Raw genomic sequence first — 15,500 nt, forward strand, 5'->3', positions numbered from 1 at the left:
GCGTGGGAACGATCAGCAGCCATGCTCCTACAGGGATGGGCGGTGTTTGCCAGGTCAGTGGCGGCGTTTGAGGGTGTCCGACGGTAATTCGCCGAACTGCTTGCGATAGCTGTCGGAAAACCGCCCCAGGTGCAGGAAGCCGTAATCCATCGCCACTTCCGTGACATTGCGCACGTTGCAGGTCGGGTCGCTCAGGCAGGCGTTGATGCGCTCGAGGCGTTTTTGCCGGATGTAGTTTTTCGGCGTGGTGCCGGCGTTGCGTTCGAACAATCCGTACAGCGAGCGCAGGCTCATCCGCGCCTGGCGTGCCAGTTCTTCGCTGTCGATGTCCTGTTTGAGGTGGCCGGCGATGTAGTCGGCAATCACCTCGAACGTGGCCGTCTGTGAGCCGAGACTGATCCGGCTGACGTTGGTCTTCATCAGGCTGAGCATCTTGCTGACGATGATCTGCGCGTAGTGCTCCTGCACCTTGGGAATCTGTTCGGTGGCCTCGGCTTCCTGGCAAATCATCGCCAGCAGACCGACAAAGCCTTCCAGCTCATCGAGCTGGTAACGGTTCTCCAGAAACCGCACGCCCTGCCCCGGGTACCGCCAGCGCTGCTCATCGCATACGGATTCCAGCAACGGGGTGGGGACTTTGAGGATGAATTTTTCGCAATCGTCGGAATACGTCAGGTCCACCGGATCATCGGGATTGATCAGCAACAGCTCGCCGGGCGCGAAGTAGTGTTCCTGGCCATGACCGCGCCACAGGCAGTTGCCGCGCAGCAACACTTGCAGGTGATAGATGCTTTCCAGCGCACCCGACGTGACGCGCACGCTGCCGCCGTAACTGATGCGGCACAGATCGAGGCTGGCAAACTTGCGGTGATTGAGGCTGGCCAGCGGTCGCCCGGCCCGGGGCATCAGAATGCAATGGTTACCGACATGCTGATTGACGTAGCCCGACACCGCGTAAGGGTCGGCATGGTCGAATACGGTGCTGCGCTGACTCAACAGTTGCGCTTGCATCATCGGGGCACTCTCATTGTTGTTATAGGTTACGTCGGGCCAATCCAGGGCAATGATCGAAACGCCGAAGACCACGAGATAAACGGTCGGTTATCTCGTGGCCCGGTTCCGCTGTTCGAGGATATCAGTCCTCGAGTGCGCGGACCCGCTCGTGGCGTTGCTGCTCGTCGGGTTGCGCGGTGGTCTGCAAGGTGAAATCGAAGTCGATTTCGGCAAAACGACCGCTGACACCATGGGCCGCCGCGCGCTGTGGATCGTCGCTGAAGGTGATTTTGGCAATCAGCTCATCGCGAGTGGCATAGGCGAAATCGTCGTGCAGGTACTGATCGCCATCGAGGTTGATCTGGGTGGTCAGGTGACGATGATCCGGCGCGGAAATGAAGAAGTGAATGTGCGCCGGCCGCTGCCCATGACGGCCCAGTTGATCGAGCAGTTGCTGGGTCGGACCGTCCGGCGGGCAGCCATAGCCCGACGGCACGATGCTGCGAAAGCGATAACGACCCTCGGCATCGGTGACGATACGACGACGCAGGTTGAACTCCGATTGAGTGGTATCGAAGTAGGAGTAAGTGCCGCCGGTGTTGGCGTGCCAGACGTCCACAACCGCACCGGCCAACGGTTCGCCGGCGGTGTTCTTGACCTGGCCCTGCATGAACAGCACCACCCCCGGATCGACGCCGTCATCCAGTCGCGCTTCGCCTTCCGACAGCGGCGCACCCGCCACGTACAGCGGGCCTTCGATGGTCCGCGGCGTGCCGCCGGCCTTGCCGGCCTGCTCGTCTTCGGCGTCCATCAGCAGGTCGAGGTAGTGTTCGAGACCGAGCCCGGCCACCACCAACCCGGCCTCTTGACGCGCGCCCAGCACGTTGAGGTAGTTGACGGCTTTCCAGAATTCTTCCGGGGTCACGGCCAGGTCTTCGATGATGTTCACCGAATCGCGCAGAATGCGGTAGACCAGCGCCTTGACCCGCGGGTCACCGGCTTCGTTATGCAGGCCGCTGGCCTCTTCGAGAAACTTCTGGACACTGGCAGTGTGGGAAATCTTGACGTTCATTTTGGTGGGTTCCTCATCTTGTAATTATTAGCGTAGCGAACTGAACAGGCTGGGTTCAGCGGTCATCCTCGCGAATGGAAGAAGGATGCCGGCACAGCGCCTCGACCTCGATCGCCATGTACGGAAACAACGGCAATTGCATGAGCAGGTCGTGCAGCTCCTGCACGCTGTCGACGTCGAAAACGCTGTAATTGGCATAGTGTCCGGCGATGCGCCACAGGTGACGCCACTTGCCTTGCTCTTGCAGGCGCAGGGCCAGGGCCTTTTCGTCAGCCTTCAGCTTCGCGGCTGCTTCGGGATTCATATCGACCGGCAGGTTCACGGTCATTTTTACGTGGAACAGCATGATGCTCTCCTCAGGCTTGATGAATGGCAGTAGACGTTTTGTCTCGGCGGAAGAACGCCAGACGTTCTTCATCGAGGTTCAGGCCCAACCCCGGCGTTTTCGGCACGTGCAGCTCGAAATCGCGATAAACCAGCGGCTCGCTGAGAATGTCTTCAGTCAGCAGCAGCGGACCGAACAGCTCGGTGTCCCACGCCAGTTTGTTCAGCGTGACAAAAGCATGGGCCGAGGCCAGGGTGCCGACGCCGCCTTCGAGCATGGTGCCGCCATACAGACCGATACCGGCCGCTTCGGCGATGGCCGCAGTTCGCAGCACGGCGCGCGGGCCGCCGTTCTTGGCGATTTTCAGGGCGAACACCGAGGCCGCGCCTTCACGGGCCAGGTTGAAGGCGTCTTCCACGCACTCGATGGATTCGTCGGCCATGATCGGCGCCGGGCTCATGGCATTCAGGCGCGCCATGCCGGAGCGGTTATTGCGCGAGATCGGCTGTTCGATCAAGTCGATGCCGTTGGTTCCCAGGATCCGGCAGGCGCGCAGCGCGACCGCTTCGTCCCAGGCCTGATTGACATCGACCCGCACGCTGGCGCGGTCGCCCAAGGCTTTCTTGATTGCAATGACGTGAGCCAGGTCGCGGTTGACTTCGCCGGCACCGATTTTCAGTTTGAAAATCCGATGGCGTCGCAGGTCGAGCATTTTCTCCGCTTCGGCGATGTCCCTGCCGGTGTCCGCACTGGCCAGGGTCCACGCCACTGGCAGGGCATCGCGAACGCGGCCGCCCAGCAACTCGCTGACCGGCAGCCCAAGGCGTTTGCCCTGAGCGTCGAGCAAGGCGGTTTCGATACCTGATTTAGCGAACGTGTTGCCACGGATGCTGCGCTCCAGACGCAACATCGCAGCATTCACGTTGGCGCTGTCCTGGCTCAGCAACAGCGGCGCGAAATGTTTGTCGATGTTGGTCTTGATGCTCTCAGGGCTTTCGTTGCCGTAGGCCAGGCCACCGATGGTGGTGGATTCGCCAATGCCTTCAATGCCGTCGGCGCAGCGCACGCGAATGATCACCAGGGTCTGGTTCTGCATGGTGTGCATCGCCAGCTTGTGCGGGCGGATGGTCGGCAGATCGACGATGATCGTCTCGATCGATTCAATGGCTGTTGCAAGCATGTCGATACCTGTCAGGTTCTTAAAGTTCTGGAACCGATTCTGGTACGGCTTTTTTCGGGAAGCCAATATAGAATTGGTCTGACTTGATACCTTTAAGGTATGCAACCGACTTGCGACTGGAGGCCCCATGGAACTGCGTCACCTGCGGTATTTTCAGGTGTTGGCTCAAACCCTCAATTTCACCCGTGCCGCCGAACTGCTGCACATCGCCCAGCCGCCACTGAGCCGGCAGATGCAGCAATTGGAGGATGAACTGGGCGTGTTGTTGCTGGAACGCGGGCGGCCGCTGAAGCTGACCGATGCCGGGCGGTTTTTCCATGAGCACTCCACCGCCCTGCTCGAGCAACTGAGCAAGGTATGCGACAACACGCGGCGGATCGGTCTGGGCGAAAAGACCTGGCTGGGCATCGGTTTTGCACCGTCGACGCTCTACGGCGTGCTGCCGGAACTGATTCGCCGTTTGCGCAGCGGCGAGCCCCTGGAGCTTGAACTGGGGCTCTCGGAAATGACCACGCTGCAGCAAGTGCAGGCGCTCAAGGCCGGGCGCATCGACATTGGTTTCGGCCGAATCCGCATCGATGATCCGGCGATCATCCAGACGGTTTTGACTGAAGATCGACTGGTCGCCGCCCTGCCCGCCGGGCACCCCTTACTGGCCGGGCCGATCAGCCTTCGCGAATTGGCGAAAGAACCTTTTGTGCTGTACCCCGGCAATCCGCGCCCGAGCTACGCCGACCATGTGATCGCGTTGTTCGAATCCTATGGCGTGAGCATTCATGTGGCGCAATGGACCAACGAGCTGCAAACAGCCATCGGTCTGGTGGGAGCGGGAATCGGTGTCACCCTGGTGCCGGCCTCGGTGCAATTGCTGCACCGCGACGACATTGGTTTCACGCCGTTGCTGGAAGACAACGCGACCTCACCGATCATTCTCAGCAGGCGCGTGGGCGACGTATCGCCGGGGTTGAATCATTGCTTGCAGATGATCGATGAACTGCAACCGCGGGCCTGATCCGCGATGCGATCCGCTTCAGCCGGCGAAGGCCCGGCGACCGGCGCGCATCTCGATGCGCAACTCGCCAATCAGATTGGCGATAGCGCGAACGCTGGTCAGTCGTTCGGGCGATACACCGGTAATCAACAGAGCAATGCGCCCGGTGGCGGGTTCATAGACTTTGATCCGTAACGTTCCGTCGGGATTCACTGTGCAGGCGCAGGAAAGCGGTTGAAAACCGGACTCGACAATGCGGCAAAGCTCAGGAACTGAAACCATGACTGGCGCCTCCGTGGCAGGTTAATCGGATCCAACTTGCTCAGCATAGATGGGCTTTCCCCATCCTGCGCCCGCCAATGCTCAAAATAAGTGTTAGCTGTTTCTCATTTTGGCGACCTTTCAGTGAGAATCCGCACCCCAGATCCAATTCCAGAGCCCGGGTAATTTGACCGGCTCTGAACTGTCGCGAACCGTACGCGCCATGACGGCCCGTTGCAGCGCAGCCGTGTCGTCGTAAAACGGCTTTTCTGCGGTTTTCACACCGGTAGCCCGTGCGCTGTCGAGGAGGATTTGCAGGTACTCGCGAGTATGCCGGGCGGTGTAGCGATTGAGGTCGTGGAAGGTCACCACCACCGGAATCACCCCGTCCACCACCGGTAATTCGCCAAGGGCGATGCGTTCGCGCACTTCGGACATTGTGCGCAAGAAGTGGGCCCGCCGCTGGGGGCTGGCGTTGAAGCCCCAGATCTTGCCGTCATTGGCGCTCAGGTCGGTCAGCAATAGGTGCATGCCGTGCTGCTGATAGGCGGCGAAAACCCGGTTGTCATAGCTCCAGAATGGTGGGCGCACCAGGGTCGGCGGCGCGCCGGTGATCGCGGCGATGTCTGCGGCGCCTTTGCTCAGTGACTGCTCCAGTTCTTCCGGGCTCAGGGATCTGTGATTGGTGTGCGAGCGGGTCGCCGAGTGGAAGCCCAGAATCTGCCCGTCTGCGTGTTCACGGCGCATGACCTCGCGTCCGATTTCGCTGTTGCCGGCACGTGGCGCACCGGTCTGCACGAAGAACACCGCTTTAAGGTTCGGTTGCACCGGGTTGGTGGCCAGACTGTCGAGCACCGTCATCGTCGGATTCCAGAAACTTGAGGCGCTGGGACCGTCGTCGAAGGTCAGCAGAAAACGGATCGGCGGTTGCGCGCTCAGGCGCTGTTCGGTCTGCGACGTCATTTCAATGGGAGAAGCGATGCACCCCACCAGCCCAGTGGCGATGATGAGTGCGGATAGAACCTTGAACAGCTGTTTCATGTTTTGCCCATTTATCCTTCGTCGTCCGCAGGTCGCTGCGGGCCGAGGTTGGATAAGGGTACACAGTGTTTGGTTCCAGTGCGCATCCTGTGGGAGCGAGCCTGCTCGCGAAAGACGTGAACGATAACGTGTGCTGTCTGAATGAATGCGGTGTCCGGACGTTTTTCGCGAGCAGGCTCCCACACAGGTACCGCGTCAGGCTTTGGCTTTTGATCTTGATCTGCTTGCCCCTTTCCCAGAGGCCGAACGCAGGTATTGCGCAGTCAAGGCTTCAACGGCCATTCCTGATCGCGATCCGACAGTTCTTTCCCATCGTCGGGATGCTTCCAGTCCGGCGTCGAACGCCGCTGCCGCTCAATCTCCTCTTCCGTGGGTTCGTCATCCACCTCTTCATCCGGGTCCGGACGCTTGGGATCATTAGCCATGCTCACCTCTCTTCCTGTAGGGGTCCCTTTTAAGCGTAGAACAGTTTCGACAGGGACGACTTAGAACCACCAACGCAGCAAAAAGAAGAACCCCATGCTCAACAACATGCTGAGCAAGGTATTGCGGGTGTAAAGCACCAACCCCACCGCCACCAGCGAACTGAGCAGGTACGGGTTATCCCATTGCAGATTCAGCTGCTTGTCCGGCATGAACACGATCGGCCCGCAGATCGCCGTCAGCATGCCCGGCACCGCAAAACCCAGGAATTGCCGCGCATTGCTGCTCAAGCGCACGGGCAGCCGCGGCTCCAGAAACACATAGCGATTGAGGAACACCAATAGCCCCATGCCGAAAATCACCGCCCAGACCATCATGTGCGTCCACCGTAGAATTTGTTGCAGATAAAGCCCGCGATCATGCCCGCCAACCCCGACAGCACCAGCGCCGAGCCCCATTGCCAATAACTGAACAGCACCGAGCAAAACAACGACACCGCCACGCACACCACGGTCGGCACGTTCCGCACCACGGGGGTGATCAGGGCGATAAAGGTCGCGGCAATGGAGAAGTCCAGTCCCAGGTGTTCCAGCCCCGGAATGCTGCTGCCGAGCACGATGCCGGCCAGGGTGAAGAGGTTCCAGGCGATGTAGAACGTCAGGCCGACACCCAACGCGTACCAGCGGTTGAACTGTTGTTTGTCATGCGCACTGGTCAGGGCGAACAGCTCATCAGTGAGCAAAAAACCCAGCCCCACACGCCAGCGTCCAGGCAACGGCGAAATCACCGAACGCATGCTCATCCCGTAGAGCAAATGCTGGGAGGTCAGCAGCAGCGTGGTCAGCAGAATCGAAAAGATCCCGGCACCGCCCTTGAGCATGCCGATCGCCACCAGTTGCGCCGCCCCGGCAAACACGATGCTCGACAGCCCCTGGCCTTGCAGGGGCGTGAGGTTGGCCTCGATGGCCATGGAGCCGGCCAGCAAGCCCCAGGGCGCGGTGGCCAGGGACAACGGCATGATCGCCGCGGCGCCGCGAAGAAAGGCGCTGCGCGGCATGAGTGAATTGGACATAACGCTCTACAACCAGGGAAAGACCCCAGACTGTGCCAGCAGTCGCGGCCGCTGGCTTGAACGATCTTGCGCACTTGTGACGCGAACTTGTTCCATTCATCGGCTGCACGCTTGATTCACTCCAGTAGTAGCAACATGATGGCGCAGTTTTTTCATCTTTGAGATCCGGCCCCCTCATGAGCTCAATCGAAACCGACAGCGACGTCTACAAAACCCTGCTTGAGTCGACCAAAGCAATACCATGGCGGATCGACTGGAAGACCATGACTTTCAGCTACATCGGTCCGCAGATCGAGCGTCTGCTGGGCTGGAAACAGGACAGTTGGGTGGGGGTCAATGACTGGGTCGAACGCATGCACCCGGATGATCGCGACTACGTGGTGGAGTTCTGCGTATCGCAATCGCGGGCGGGTGTGGATCACGAGGCAGACTATCGGGCGCTGACCCGCGACGGTGACTATGTGTGGATCCGCGATGTGGTGCACGTGGTGCGCAAGGACGGTGAAGTGGAAGCGCTGGTGGGTTTCATGTTCGACATCAGTGAGCGCAAGAAAACCGAAGAGCACTTGAGCCGCCTGCAAAAGCAACTCGAAGAATATTCCTTCCAGGACGGGCTGACCGGCATCGCCAACCGGCGCATGTTCGACACCGTGCTGGAGCGCGAATGGAGCAGCGCTCAACGCACGGGATCAGCGCTGTCGCTACTGATCCTGGATATCGATTACTTCAAACAGTTCAACGACCATTACGGGCACATCAAGGGTGACGAATGCTTGCGGCGCGTCGCTCAGACCTTGTCCCTGGCGGCCAATCGGCCACGGGATTTCATCGCGCGGATCGGCGGTGAAGAGTTCGTCTGGCTGCTGCCGGAAACCGACGCCGAATCCGCCAGGCTGGTGGCAAATAAATGCCTGCTTCTGATTCGCCAGCAGCACATTCCCCATGAGTTTTCTGCGGTATCGAAGCGGCTGAGCCTGAGCCTGGGTGTCGGCACCACCACCGCAACGCCGCACGCGACGGCGCTGGAATTCGTCGAGCAGGTCGACAAGTTGCTCTACAGGGCCAAGCACAACGGCAGGATGCGTGCGGAGTTCGTTGATTTTCGCGATTGACGAAAGGCGTGCTCGCAGCGCCGAACAGCAGCAATCGATAGAGCATCAGCGACCCGCCCGAGTACCATGGAGCCATTCGCATAACGCACCAGGGAGTCGACATGCTTTACCGAATCGCCGCCGACGGGCTGGTCCTGTTCCACCTGTTGTTCATTCTGTTCGTGCTGTTCGGCGGGCTGTTGGTGCTCAAATGGCGCCCCCTGGCCTGGTGGCACCTGCCCGCGGCTGTGTGGGGCGTGTCGGTGGAAGTCTTCCACTTGCCCTGCCCGCTGACGCAGTGGGAAAACCTCATGCGCGACGCAGCCGGGCAAACCGGTTATGGCGGCGGTTTCATCGAACATTACGTGTGGCCGGTCATTTACCCGGCGGGCCTGACGCCGGCGATCCAGCTGGGATTGGGCAGCGTCGTGCTGGTGATCAACGTGCTGGTCTATCTTCGGTTGATCAAGCGGTGGAAGTTGCGTCGCGCAGCCTGAAACCGATTCGGATCATGTTATCGATTGAAGGTCGCACCTGGCTGGAAGCCATCCGGGCCGTTGGCAGCCTTGTTTGAATTCAATTGGCAATGACGCTCATGTTCCGACCGCTGGCCTTGGCCACGTACAGCGCCTTGTCGGCAGCCCCCACCAGGTCGCTGGGCTGGGCTTGTGACGCCGGATTGTAAGCGGCGACCCCCAGGCTGACCGTCACCGTGCCTTCAACCCCTTCACTGTGCCGGATGCCGGCCAGATGAACCGCGCGGCGGATTTTTTCCGCCACCAGAAACGCTCCCACATAGTCCGTCCCGGGCAGTACCACCGCAAATTCTTCACCGCCATAGCGAGCAGCCAGATCGCCGGGGCGCTTGATGTTGTCCCTGATGATCGTGCTGATGTTGCGTAAACACTCATCACCGGCCACATGGCCGTAAAGATCATTGAAGCTCTTGAAGTGATCGACATCGATCATCAGCAGCGCGAGATGGGTCTGGTTGCGTCTGGCGCGGCCCATTTCGGCGAGGATGAACAGATCGAACTGACGCCGGTTGGACAGTCCGGTCAGTGCGTCCTCCAGCGCCAGCAACTCAAGACTGCGGTTGACCTCGATGAGTTTTTCCTGCGCGTCCAGCAATACGCCCTGCACGTGATTCTGCTGCCTCATGAGGCGAATCAGGCGATAACCGAGGACCCCGAGAAACCCCAGGAATAACGAGACGATCCCGGCACTCAGCAGTACCTCCTTGCGCCAGGCGGCCAGGACTTCATCTTTATTCAGCGCCGCATAGATGATCAGCGGATAACCGTCGACCCTGCGAAAACCGACCACCCGCTCGACGCCATCCACATAGGACGGGACCATCGCCGTGCCTGAATTGCCCTTGGGCAACAGTTGCGTAAACAGCGGTCCCTTGGCGACGCTGATGCCGATTTCAGTTTCTTTGAACGGCCGGCGAACGACGATACTGGCGTCATCGGCGATCAGATTGATCACGCCGTTTTGCCCCATGTCGATACTGTCGTAGAGCCCGAGGAAATGACTGAGATAAATCGTTGCCAGCGCCACGCCGGCAAACCGGCCATCCGGATGATTGACGCGACGGGACACTGTCATGATCCATTCACCGCTCGAACGGCTCTTGATCGAGGGACCGATGTGAGGGCCACGGTCGGGATGATTGCGGTGGAAGGTGAAATACTCACGATCGGCGTTGTTGGCACCGGGCATGACGGCACCGTTGGAGTTGGCAATCCAGCGCCCGTCTTCGCCGTAGACAAACAAGCCATGGAGCTGGCTCAACTCACTGCGCTGGGCCTTGAGCAAACGCTCCAGTCGAGGTACCCGAGCCTGGTCGATGCCATCGTTTTCAAGGCGATCCACCAGGGTCAACAGCAACATATCGGCTTGCTTGATCGACGCTTGCGCTTGCGAGGCCAAAGTCTGGGCAAGGTTGGACATCGCCACTTCTTTGTCGTGCAGATGGTACTGGCGCGAGTTCCAGGCTTCCCAAATCACGATAGCCGCCATGGACAGGCACACCGCGACCAGCAGAATCACCGCAGAGCGAACCTTGAGTGTGACCCCGGCTTGCTCGGCGACCCGAGGCACACCATGGCGGGATTGTTCAATTCGATTGTTGACGGACGGATGACCCATGACGTTCCCTGAAATATTGATCACAGGGCGAATCTTCCCGTTCGCCCTTTTTACGACCCCTGATGGGTATGAGCTGCCTGGTGCCAGGCAACTATGCTTCATCAAACACCCGAAAGCTGATTTGCGCGAGAACTAATCTCACCTACGGCTCGCCAAGCCTGCGGCTCAGCAGTTCAGCGGTTGTCGACGAATCAGGGTTTATCCCGAGGCGTCTGCTTCACGGCCTCGATCCAGGCCGGATTCAATCGCGTTTGATCAGTCTCGATGCCTAGCGCTTCCATCCGTGCCTTGTGCTGATCCATCTCGCGGGTCAATTGGCTGTGATCACTGGAGTTGCCGTCCAGCTCGTGCATCTGACTCAATCCCAGATGGTAGAAACGCAGCAGCTTCATGGCCGTAGGATCTTCCTTCTCCACCGCCGCCGTCACCTGATGCATGACGTTGGTGATGCTCATCAGGCTGCGCTTGAGCTGCCAGCCATAAACCGCCGGGGCCATCCATGGCTGGGTCCAGAAGGTGCCGCGCATCAGGGCGGCCATCAGCAGCACCGACACAAACACGCCGCCGACGTTAAATCGCAGATTGTCGCCACCGGGTTCGCCGAACAGCGCCACCGCCGTGGTGGACAACACCATCGCCAGGGCCAGGAAAATCAAGGCTATGATTATCGTGCTGCGTCGCGTCTGGCTTCGATAGCGTTCGGGGTTCTGCGGCTGGATTTCGAACATCGCGACGGGGTTCCTTGAGGGCATGGGTAAAAAGGCTGCGGGGCATTATCGCCTCTGCAGGGGATTTAGCTATGCTGGGGCTCCTTTTCATCTTTTCATCGTCAAACGGGGAAATGGCGATACAGCGCAGTTCGTGCCATCTTCTTTCATGGATACATACTATTCGGATGCCGGTTATCTGTATGAATGGCATCGTTTTAAGGATCATTGAATGACCCAACGACAAGTAATCAACGCCTCGGTCAGCCCAAAAGGCAGCCTGGAAACCCTTTCTCAACGTGAAGTACAGCAACTGAGCGAAGCCGGATCCGGCAGCACCTACACCTTATTCCGCCAGTGCGCCCTGGCCATCCTCAATACCGGCGCCCATGTCGATAACGCCAAAACCATCCTCGAGGCCTACAAGGACTTCGAAATCCGCATTCACCAGCAGGACCGCGGCGTACGCCTCGAACTGCTGAACGCCCCGGCCGACGCCTTCGTCGATGGCGAAATGATTGCCAGCACCCGGGAAATGCTCTTCAGCGCCCTGCGCGACATTGTCTACACCGAAAACGAACTCGACGCCCAACGCATCGACCTGAGCACCTCCCAGGGCATCAGCGACTACGTGTTCCACCTGCTGCGCAACGCCCGCACCCTGCGGCCGGGTGTCGAGCCGAAGATCGTGGTGTGCTGGGGCGGCCACTCGATCAACACCGAAGAATACAAATACACCAAGAAAGTCGGCCACGAACTGGGCCTGCGCAGCCTCGACATCTGCACCGGTTGCGGCCCTGGCGTGATGAAAGGCCCGATGAAAGGCGCGACCATCGCCCACGCCAAACAGCGAATCCACGGCGGCCGCTACCTCGGCCTGACCGAGCCGGGCATCATCGCCGCCGAAGCGCCCAACCCGATCGTCAACGAACTGGTGATCCTGCCGGACATCGAAAAACGCCTGGAAGCCTTCGTTCGCGTCGGCCACGGCATCATCATTTTCCCGGGCGGCGCCGGCACGGCCGAAGAGTTCCTGTACTTGCTCGGCATCCTGATGCACCCGGACAACGCCGGCCTGCCCTTCCCCGTGGTCCTCACCGGACCGAAACATGCTGCGCCGTATCTGGAGCAACTGGATGCGTTTGTCGGCGCCACCCTGGGTGAAGCCGCCAAGCAACACTACGAGATCATCATCGACGACCCGGCTGAAGTCGCACGTCAAATGACTCAAGGCCTGAAAGCGGTCAAACAGTTCCGTCGCGAGCGCAATGACGCGTTCCATTTCAACTGGCTGCTGAAGATCGACGAAGGCTTCCAGCGCCCGTTCGATCCAACCCACGAAAACATGGCCAACCTGAAACTGAGCCGCAACCTGCCGGCCCACGAACTGGCCGCCAACCTGCGCCGCGCGTTCTCCGGCATCGTCGCCGGCAACGTCAAGGACAAGGGCATCCGCCTGATCGAAGAACACGGGCCGTACCAGATCCGTGGCGATGTGGCTGTCATGCAACCGCTGGATCAGCTGCTCAAGGCCTTCGTCGCCCAGCACCGGATGAAGCTGCCAGGTGGCGCGGCGTATGTGCCGTGTTATCAAGTGGTTGCGTAACAGGCACCATCAAACAACCCTGTGGGAGCGAGCCTGCTCGCGATAGCTGTGTGTCATTCAACCATGATGTTGACTGACACTCCGCCATTCGCGAGCAGGCTCGCTCCCACAGTGGTTTATAGATGATCCGCATCAATGATCGCCTTGGCAAAGGCTTGCGGATCTTCCTGCGGCAAGTTGTGGCCGATACCACCGTTGATGAGTCGGTATTCATATTTGCCGGTGAAACGCTTGGCATAATCCTCGGCTGCCGGATGTGGCGCCCCGTTGGCGTCACCTTCCATAGTGATGGTCGGCACCGTAATCACCGGCGCCTTGGCCAGCCGCTGCTCCAGCGCTTCATATTGAGGTTCGCCCTGAACCATGCCCAACCGCCAGCGATAGTTGAAGATCGTAATAGCCACATGATCGGGGTTGTCCAGGGCCACCGCGCTGCGGTCGAAAGTCGCGTCGTCGAACGTCCATTTCGGCGAGGCCAGCTCCCAGATCAACCTGGCGAAGTCGTGGCGGTTTTTTTCGTAACCGGCCTGGCCGCGTTCGGTCGCGAAGTAGAACTGGTACCACCATTGCAGCTCGGCCTTGGGCGGCAACGGATTCTTGCCGGCCGCCTGATTGCCGATGAGGTAGCCGCTAACCGAGACCAACGCCTCCACCCGCTCCGGCCAGAGCGCCGAAACGATGTTCGCCGAGCGCGCGCCCCAGTCGTAGCCACCGAGCACCGCCTTGTTGATCTTGAGCGCATCCATAAAGTCGATGACGTCACTGGCCAACGCGGCGGGCTGGCCGTTGCGAACAGTCTTGTCGGACAGGAAATGCGTGTCGCCGTAGCCCCGTGCATACGGGATCAACACCCGGTAGCCTTTGGCCGCCAACAAGGGCGCCACTTCGCTGTAGCTGTGAATGTCGTAAGGCCAACCGTGCAGAAGAATCACCACCGGACCATCGGCGGGGCCGACTTCGGCGTAAGCCACATTCAGCAATCCGGCGTTGACATGCTTCAGCGGGCCAAACGAATCCGCCTTGAGGGTGCCAGCGCTGGCCAACACTGGCTCTGGCGTTGCGGCCTGCGCATGGGCAGCACCAAAGGCACCTGCCTGCATCAGCGCGAAAGCGAGGACCGACGGGGCAAAGAAACGACGACGCGAGTCGTTTTTTTTGCTCAACACATTCATCTTCATGGTGGTTTCCCTGGAAGTCATTGACCTGCTGTTCTGGACGATGTGAGTCAGCCAATACGGGCTGATGAGCAGACTGCGCGGTCATCGTCTTTGACAGCGATCAGCGTAGAAGAAAGATCAGCCGCCCTGATTGCCGCACTCTGCGAATTTGCTGTAATCGAGGGCTTTCTGCATACCGCTGGAATCGAGATAGGTCAGGCGGGCATCGACAATGCCGCAATTGCCATCGCCGTTATCGACGACGGAAATCACTTTCTTGATATCCAGGTGGGTGCCGTGAGAAGTTTCTTGCGACGGCGCTTGAACATCGGCCTGGGCCGAAAACGCTGCAACGTTCAGGACTGCAAAGAAGCTGGCGGCAATCAGTGCGTTCCAGTTCATGGTGATTTCCTCTGGGTGGCAATGGGCAGTGGTTGTGAGGCAAGTCATCTTGTCTCGATGGAACCCATTTAATCGGCCCGAGGTATCTGCCATGTGTCGTAGAACCGGAATTAATAAGGCGTAAGGTGTCTCCGGGGGCATCAGATACAGTGCGATACAAAACCAACAACAAGAGGCTGAGCGATGGAACATGTGGACCACATCCTGATCGTCGACGACGACCGGGAAATTCGCGAGCTGGTCGGCAATTACCTGAAAAAGAACGGGCTGCGCACCACGGTGATTGCCGATGGCCGGCAGATGCGCAGCTTTCTGGAAACCAATCAGGTGGACCTGATCGTGCTGGACATCATGATGCCCGGCGATGACGGCCTGCTGCTGTGCCGCGAATTGCGCTCGGGCAAACACAAAGCCACGCCGATCCTGATGCTCACCGCACGCGACGACGAAACCGATCGCATCCTCGGCCTGGAAATGGGCGCCGACGACTACCTGACCAAACCCTTCGCCGCCCGTGAACTGCTGGCGCGGATCAACGCCGTGTTGCGCCGTACCCGGATGCTGCCGCCCAACCTGCTGATCACCGAGACTGGCCGGTTGCTGGGCTTCGGCCGCTGGCGCCTGGACACCACCGCCCGGCACTTGCTCGACGAAGACGACACGATGGTGGCCCTCAGTGGCGCCGAATACCGTCTGCTGCGGGTGTTCCTCGATCACCCGCAACGGGTGCTCAGCCGTGACCAGTTGCTCAACCTGACCCAGGGTCGCGACGCCGACCTGTTCGACCGCTCGATCGATTTGCTGGTGAGCCGTCTGCGCCAGCGACTGATGGATGACTCACGGGAATCCACCTACATCAAAACCGTGCGCAGCGAAGGCTACGTGTTCTCCTACCCGGTGGAATTGCTGGGCGCAGAATCATGAAGCTTCCCCCAAGCAAACCTGAGGAGACTTTTTCATAGGGCTTTGTATCCGTCTGTATAAGAACCCGCGACAGATACGCAGACACCGACTTCGGCGTGTTC

General features: G+C 59.6%; 18 protein-coding genes. 5 read left to right on the plus strand and 13 right to left on the minus strand.

Going from position 1 to position 15,500, the window contains the following annotated elements; translation table 11 throughout:
* Nucleotides 1-54: 54 nt before the first annotated feature.
* From ACQ4OB_RS08725 to ACQ4OB_RS08740, 4 genes are all read right to left on the minus strand, one after another.
* A complete protein-coding gene (locus ACQ4OB_RS08725; protein ID WP_056740468.1) occupies nt 55-1,014 on the minus strand; it encodes an AraC family transcriptional regulator in 960 nt (319 codons plus the stop codon).
* A 121-nt stretch (nt 1,015-1,135) separates the two neighbouring features.
* Nucleotides 1,136-2,065, minus strand: a complete 930-nt coding sequence (gene catA / locus ACQ4OB_RS08730) for a catechol 1,2-dioxygenase (protein ID WP_430955507.1) — start codon at nt 2,063-2,065, stop codon at nt 1,136-1,138.
* A gap of 55 nt (nt 2,066-2,120) precedes the next feature.
* Nucleotides 2,121-2,411: a muconolactone Delta-isomerase gene (catC, locus tag ACQ4OB_RS08735; protein WP_074875701.1), complete on the minus strand. Its 291-nt coding sequence runs from the start codon at nt 2,409-2,411 to the stop codon at nt 2,121-2,123.
* Nucleotides 2,412-2,421: 10 nt separating this feature from the next.
* Nucleotides 2,422-3,570, minus strand: coding sequence for a muconate cycloisomerase family protein (locus ACQ4OB_RS08740; protein ID WP_430955508.1), 1,149 nt, complete (start codon nt 3,568-3,570; stop codon nt 2,422-2,424).
* Between the two features lie 127 nt (nt 3,571-3,697).
* Here ACQ4OB_RS08740 and ACQ4OB_RS08745 point away from each other — a divergent pair, with 127 nt between their 5' ends.
* A complete protein-coding gene (locus tag ACQ4OB_RS08745) occupies nt 3,698-4,582 on the plus strand; it encodes a LysR family transcriptional regulator (RefSeq protein ID WP_008154539.1) in 885 nt (294 codons plus the stop codon).
* Between the two features lie 18 nt (nt 4,583-4,600).
* Here the strand turns inward: ACQ4OB_RS08745 and ACQ4OB_RS08750 are convergent, their stop codons facing one another.
* The 5 genes from ACQ4OB_RS08750 to ACQ4OB_RS08770 form a co-directional block, all read right to left on the minus strand.
* Nucleotides 4,601-4,843, minus strand: coding sequence for a DUF1652 domain-containing protein (locus ACQ4OB_RS08750; RefSeq protein ID WP_074875697.1), 243 nt, complete (start codon nt 4,841-4,843; stop codon nt 4,601-4,603).
* A gap of 120 nt (nt 4,844-4,963) precedes the next feature.
* On the minus strand, nt 4,964-5,863 hold the full coding sequence (locus ACQ4OB_RS08755) for a polysaccharide deacetylase family protein (protein ID WP_430955509.1): 900 nt from the start codon (nt 5,861-5,863) through the stop codon (nt 4,964-4,966).
* A gap of 263 nt (nt 5,864-6,126) precedes the next feature.
* A complete protein-coding gene (locus tag ACQ4OB_RS08760) occupies nt 6,127-6,288 on the minus strand; it encodes a hypothetical protein (protein ID WP_162842857.1) in 162 nt (53 codons plus the stop codon).
* 60 nt (nt 6,289-6,348) lie between these two features.
* The gene (locus tag ACQ4OB_RS08765) at nt 6,349-6,660 is read right to left on the minus strand and encodes an AzlD domain-containing protein (RefSeq protein WP_162842873.1); all 312 of its coding nucleotides are present in this window, start codon (nt 6,658-6,660) and stop codon (nt 6,349-6,351) included.
* The gene (locus tag ACQ4OB_RS08770; RefSeq protein WP_074875691.1) at nt 6,660-7,358 is read right to left on the minus strand and encodes an AzlC family ABC transporter permease; all 699 of its coding nucleotides are present in this window, start codon (nt 7,356-7,358) and stop codon (nt 6,660-6,662) included. Before ACQ4OB_RS08770 ends, ACQ4OB_RS08765 begins: the two co-directional genes overlap by 1 nt.
* 176 nt (nt 7,359-7,534) lie before the next feature.
* Here ACQ4OB_RS08770 and ACQ4OB_RS08775 point away from each other — a divergent pair, with 176 nt between their 5' ends.
* Together ACQ4OB_RS08775 and ACQ4OB_RS08780 are read left to right on the plus strand one after the other, a co-directional pair.
* The gene (locus ACQ4OB_RS08775; RefSeq protein ID WP_074875689.1) at nt 7,535-8,470 is read left to right on the plus strand and encodes a sensor domain-containing diguanylate cyclase; all 936 of its coding nucleotides are present in this window, start codon (nt 7,535-7,537) and stop codon (nt 8,468-8,470) included.
* A 101-nt stretch (nt 8,471-8,571) separates the two neighbouring features.
* Complete coding sequence (locus ACQ4OB_RS08780; protein WP_074875687.1) at nt 8,572-8,946, plus strand: DUF2784 domain-containing protein; 375 nt, start codon at nt 8,572-8,574, stop codon at nt 8,944-8,946.
* 79 nt (nt 8,947-9,025) lie between these two features.
* On the opposite strand, the gene ACQ4OB_RS08785 is transcribed toward ACQ4OB_RS08780, so the two are convergent.
* Together ACQ4OB_RS08785 and ACQ4OB_RS08790 are read right to left on the minus strand one after the other, a co-directional pair.
* Nucleotides 9,026-10,603: a sensor domain-containing diguanylate cyclase gene (locus ACQ4OB_RS08785; RefSeq protein ID WP_074875685.1), complete on the minus strand. Its 1,578-nt coding sequence runs from the start codon at nt 10,601-10,603 to the stop codon at nt 9,026-9,028.
* A gap of 191 nt (nt 10,604-10,794) precedes the next feature.
* Nucleotides 10,795-11,331, minus strand: a complete 537-nt coding sequence (locus tag ACQ4OB_RS08790; RefSeq protein WP_074875683.1) for a DUF3087 domain-containing protein — start codon at nt 11,329-11,331, stop codon at nt 10,795-10,797.
* 211 nt (nt 11,332-11,542) lie between these two features.
* Here ACQ4OB_RS08790 and ppnN point away from each other — a divergent pair, with 211 nt between their 5' ends.
* On the plus strand, nt 11,543-12,916 hold the full coding sequence (gene ppnN / locus ACQ4OB_RS08795) for a nucleotide 5'-monophosphate nucleosidase PpnN (protein WP_056744871.1): 1,374 nt from the start codon (nt 11,543-11,545) through the stop codon (nt 12,914-12,916).
* 116 nt (nt 12,917-13,032) lie between these two features.
* Here ppnN and ACQ4OB_RS08800 read toward each other — a convergent pair whose 3' ends face one another.
* On the minus strand, nt 13,033-14,094 hold the full coding sequence (locus ACQ4OB_RS08800) for an alpha/beta fold hydrolase (RefSeq protein WP_102615947.1): 1,062 nt from the start codon (nt 14,092-14,094) through the stop codon (nt 13,033-13,035).
* Between the two features lie 117 nt (nt 14,095-14,211).
* Nucleotides 14,212-14,475, minus strand: a complete 264-nt coding sequence (locus ACQ4OB_RS08805; RefSeq protein ID WP_074875677.1) for a DUF2790 domain-containing protein — start codon at nt 14,473-14,475, stop codon at nt 14,212-14,214.
* Nucleotides 14,476-14,658: 183 nt separating this feature from the next.
* Here ACQ4OB_RS08805 and ACQ4OB_RS08810 point away from each other — a divergent pair, with 183 nt between their 5' ends.
* Complete coding sequence (locus ACQ4OB_RS08810; RefSeq protein WP_102615948.1) at nt 14,659-15,399, plus strand: response regulator; 741 nt, start codon at nt 14,659-14,661, stop codon at nt 15,397-15,399.
* Nucleotides 15,400-15,500 lie beyond the last annotated feature (101 nt).

Origin of the sequence: Pseudomonas sp. ES4 (genome assembly GCF_050586665.1) — a bacterium.
Taxonomy (GTDB): Bacteria; Pseudomonadota; Gammaproteobacteria; order Pseudomonadales; family Pseudomonadaceae; genus Aquipseudomonas; species Aquipseudomonas frederiksbergensis.

Excerpts from the sequence above, each read along its gene's own strand:
- ACQ4OB_RS08755 (WP_430955509.1), bottom strand. The coding sequence starts at position 5,863 with ATGAAACAGCTGTTCAAGGTTCTATCCGCACTCATCATCGCCACTGGG.
- catC (WP_074875701.1), bottom strand. The coding sequence starts at position 2,411 with ATGCTGTTCCACGTAAAAATGACCGTGAACCTGCCGGTCGATATGAAT.
- ACQ4OB_RS08785 (WP_074875685.1), bottom strand. The coding sequence starts at position 10,603 with ATGGGTCATCCGTCCGTCAACAATCGAATTGAACAATCCCGCCATGGT.
- ACQ4OB_RS08725 (WP_056740468.1), bottom strand. The coding sequence starts at position 1,014 with ATGATGCAAGCGCAACTGTTGAGTCAGCGCAGCACCGTATTCGACCAT.
- ACQ4OB_RS08805 (WP_074875677.1), bottom strand. The coding sequence starts at position 14,475 with ATGAACTGGAACGCACTGATTGCCGCCAGCTTCTTTGCAGTCCTGAAC.
- ACQ4OB_RS08790 (WP_074875683.1), bottom strand. The coding sequence starts at position 11,331 with ATGTTCGAAATCCAGCCGCAGAACCCCGAACGCTATCGAAGCCAGACG.
- ACQ4OB_RS08810 (WP_102615948.1), top strand. The coding sequence starts at position 14,659 with ATGGAACATGTGGACCACATCCTGATCGTCGACGACGACCGGGAAATT.
- ACQ4OB_RS08740 (WP_430955508.1), bottom strand. The coding sequence starts at position 3,570 with ATGCTTGCAACAGCCATTGAATCGATCGAGACGATCATCGTCGATCTG.
- catA (WP_430955507.1), bottom strand. The coding sequence starts at position 2,065 with ATGAACGTCAAGATTTCCCACACTGCCAGTGTCCAGAAGTTTCTCGAA.
- ACQ4OB_RS08775 (WP_074875689.1), top strand. The coding sequence starts at position 7,535 with ATGAGCTCAATCGAAACCGACAGCGACGTCTACAAAACCCTGCTTGAG.
- ACQ4OB_RS08745 (WP_008154539.1), top strand. The coding sequence starts at position 3,698 with ATGGAACTGCGTCACCTGCGGTATTTTCAGGTGTTGGCTCAAACCCTC.
- ACQ4OB_RS08765 (WP_162842873.1), bottom strand. The coding sequence starts at position 6,660 with ATGGTCTGGGCGGTGATTTTCGGCATGGGGCTATTGGTGTTCCTCAAT.
- ACQ4OB_RS08780 (WP_074875687.1), top strand. The coding sequence starts at position 8,572 with ATGCTTTACCGAATCGCCGCCGACGGGCTGGTCCTGTTCCACCTGTTG.
- ACQ4OB_RS08770 (WP_074875691.1), bottom strand. The coding sequence starts at position 7,358 with ATGTCCAATTCACTCATGCCGCGCAGCGCCTTTCTTCGCGGCGCCGCG.
- ppnN (WP_056744871.1), top strand. The coding sequence starts at position 11,543 with ATGACCCAACGACAAGTAATCAACGCCTCGGTCAGCCCAAAAGGCAGC.
- ACQ4OB_RS08750 (WP_074875697.1), bottom strand. The coding sequence starts at position 4,843 with ATGGTTTCAGTTCCTGAGCTTTGCCGCATTGTCGAGTCCGGTTTTCAA.
- ACQ4OB_RS08800 (WP_102615947.1), bottom strand. The coding sequence starts at position 14,094 with ATGAAGATGAATGTGTTGAGCAAAAAAAACGACTCGCGTCGTCGTTTC.
- ACQ4OB_RS08760 (WP_162842857.1), bottom strand. The coding sequence starts at position 6,288 with ATGGCTAATGATCCCAAGCGTCCGGACCCGGATGAAGAGGTGGATGAC.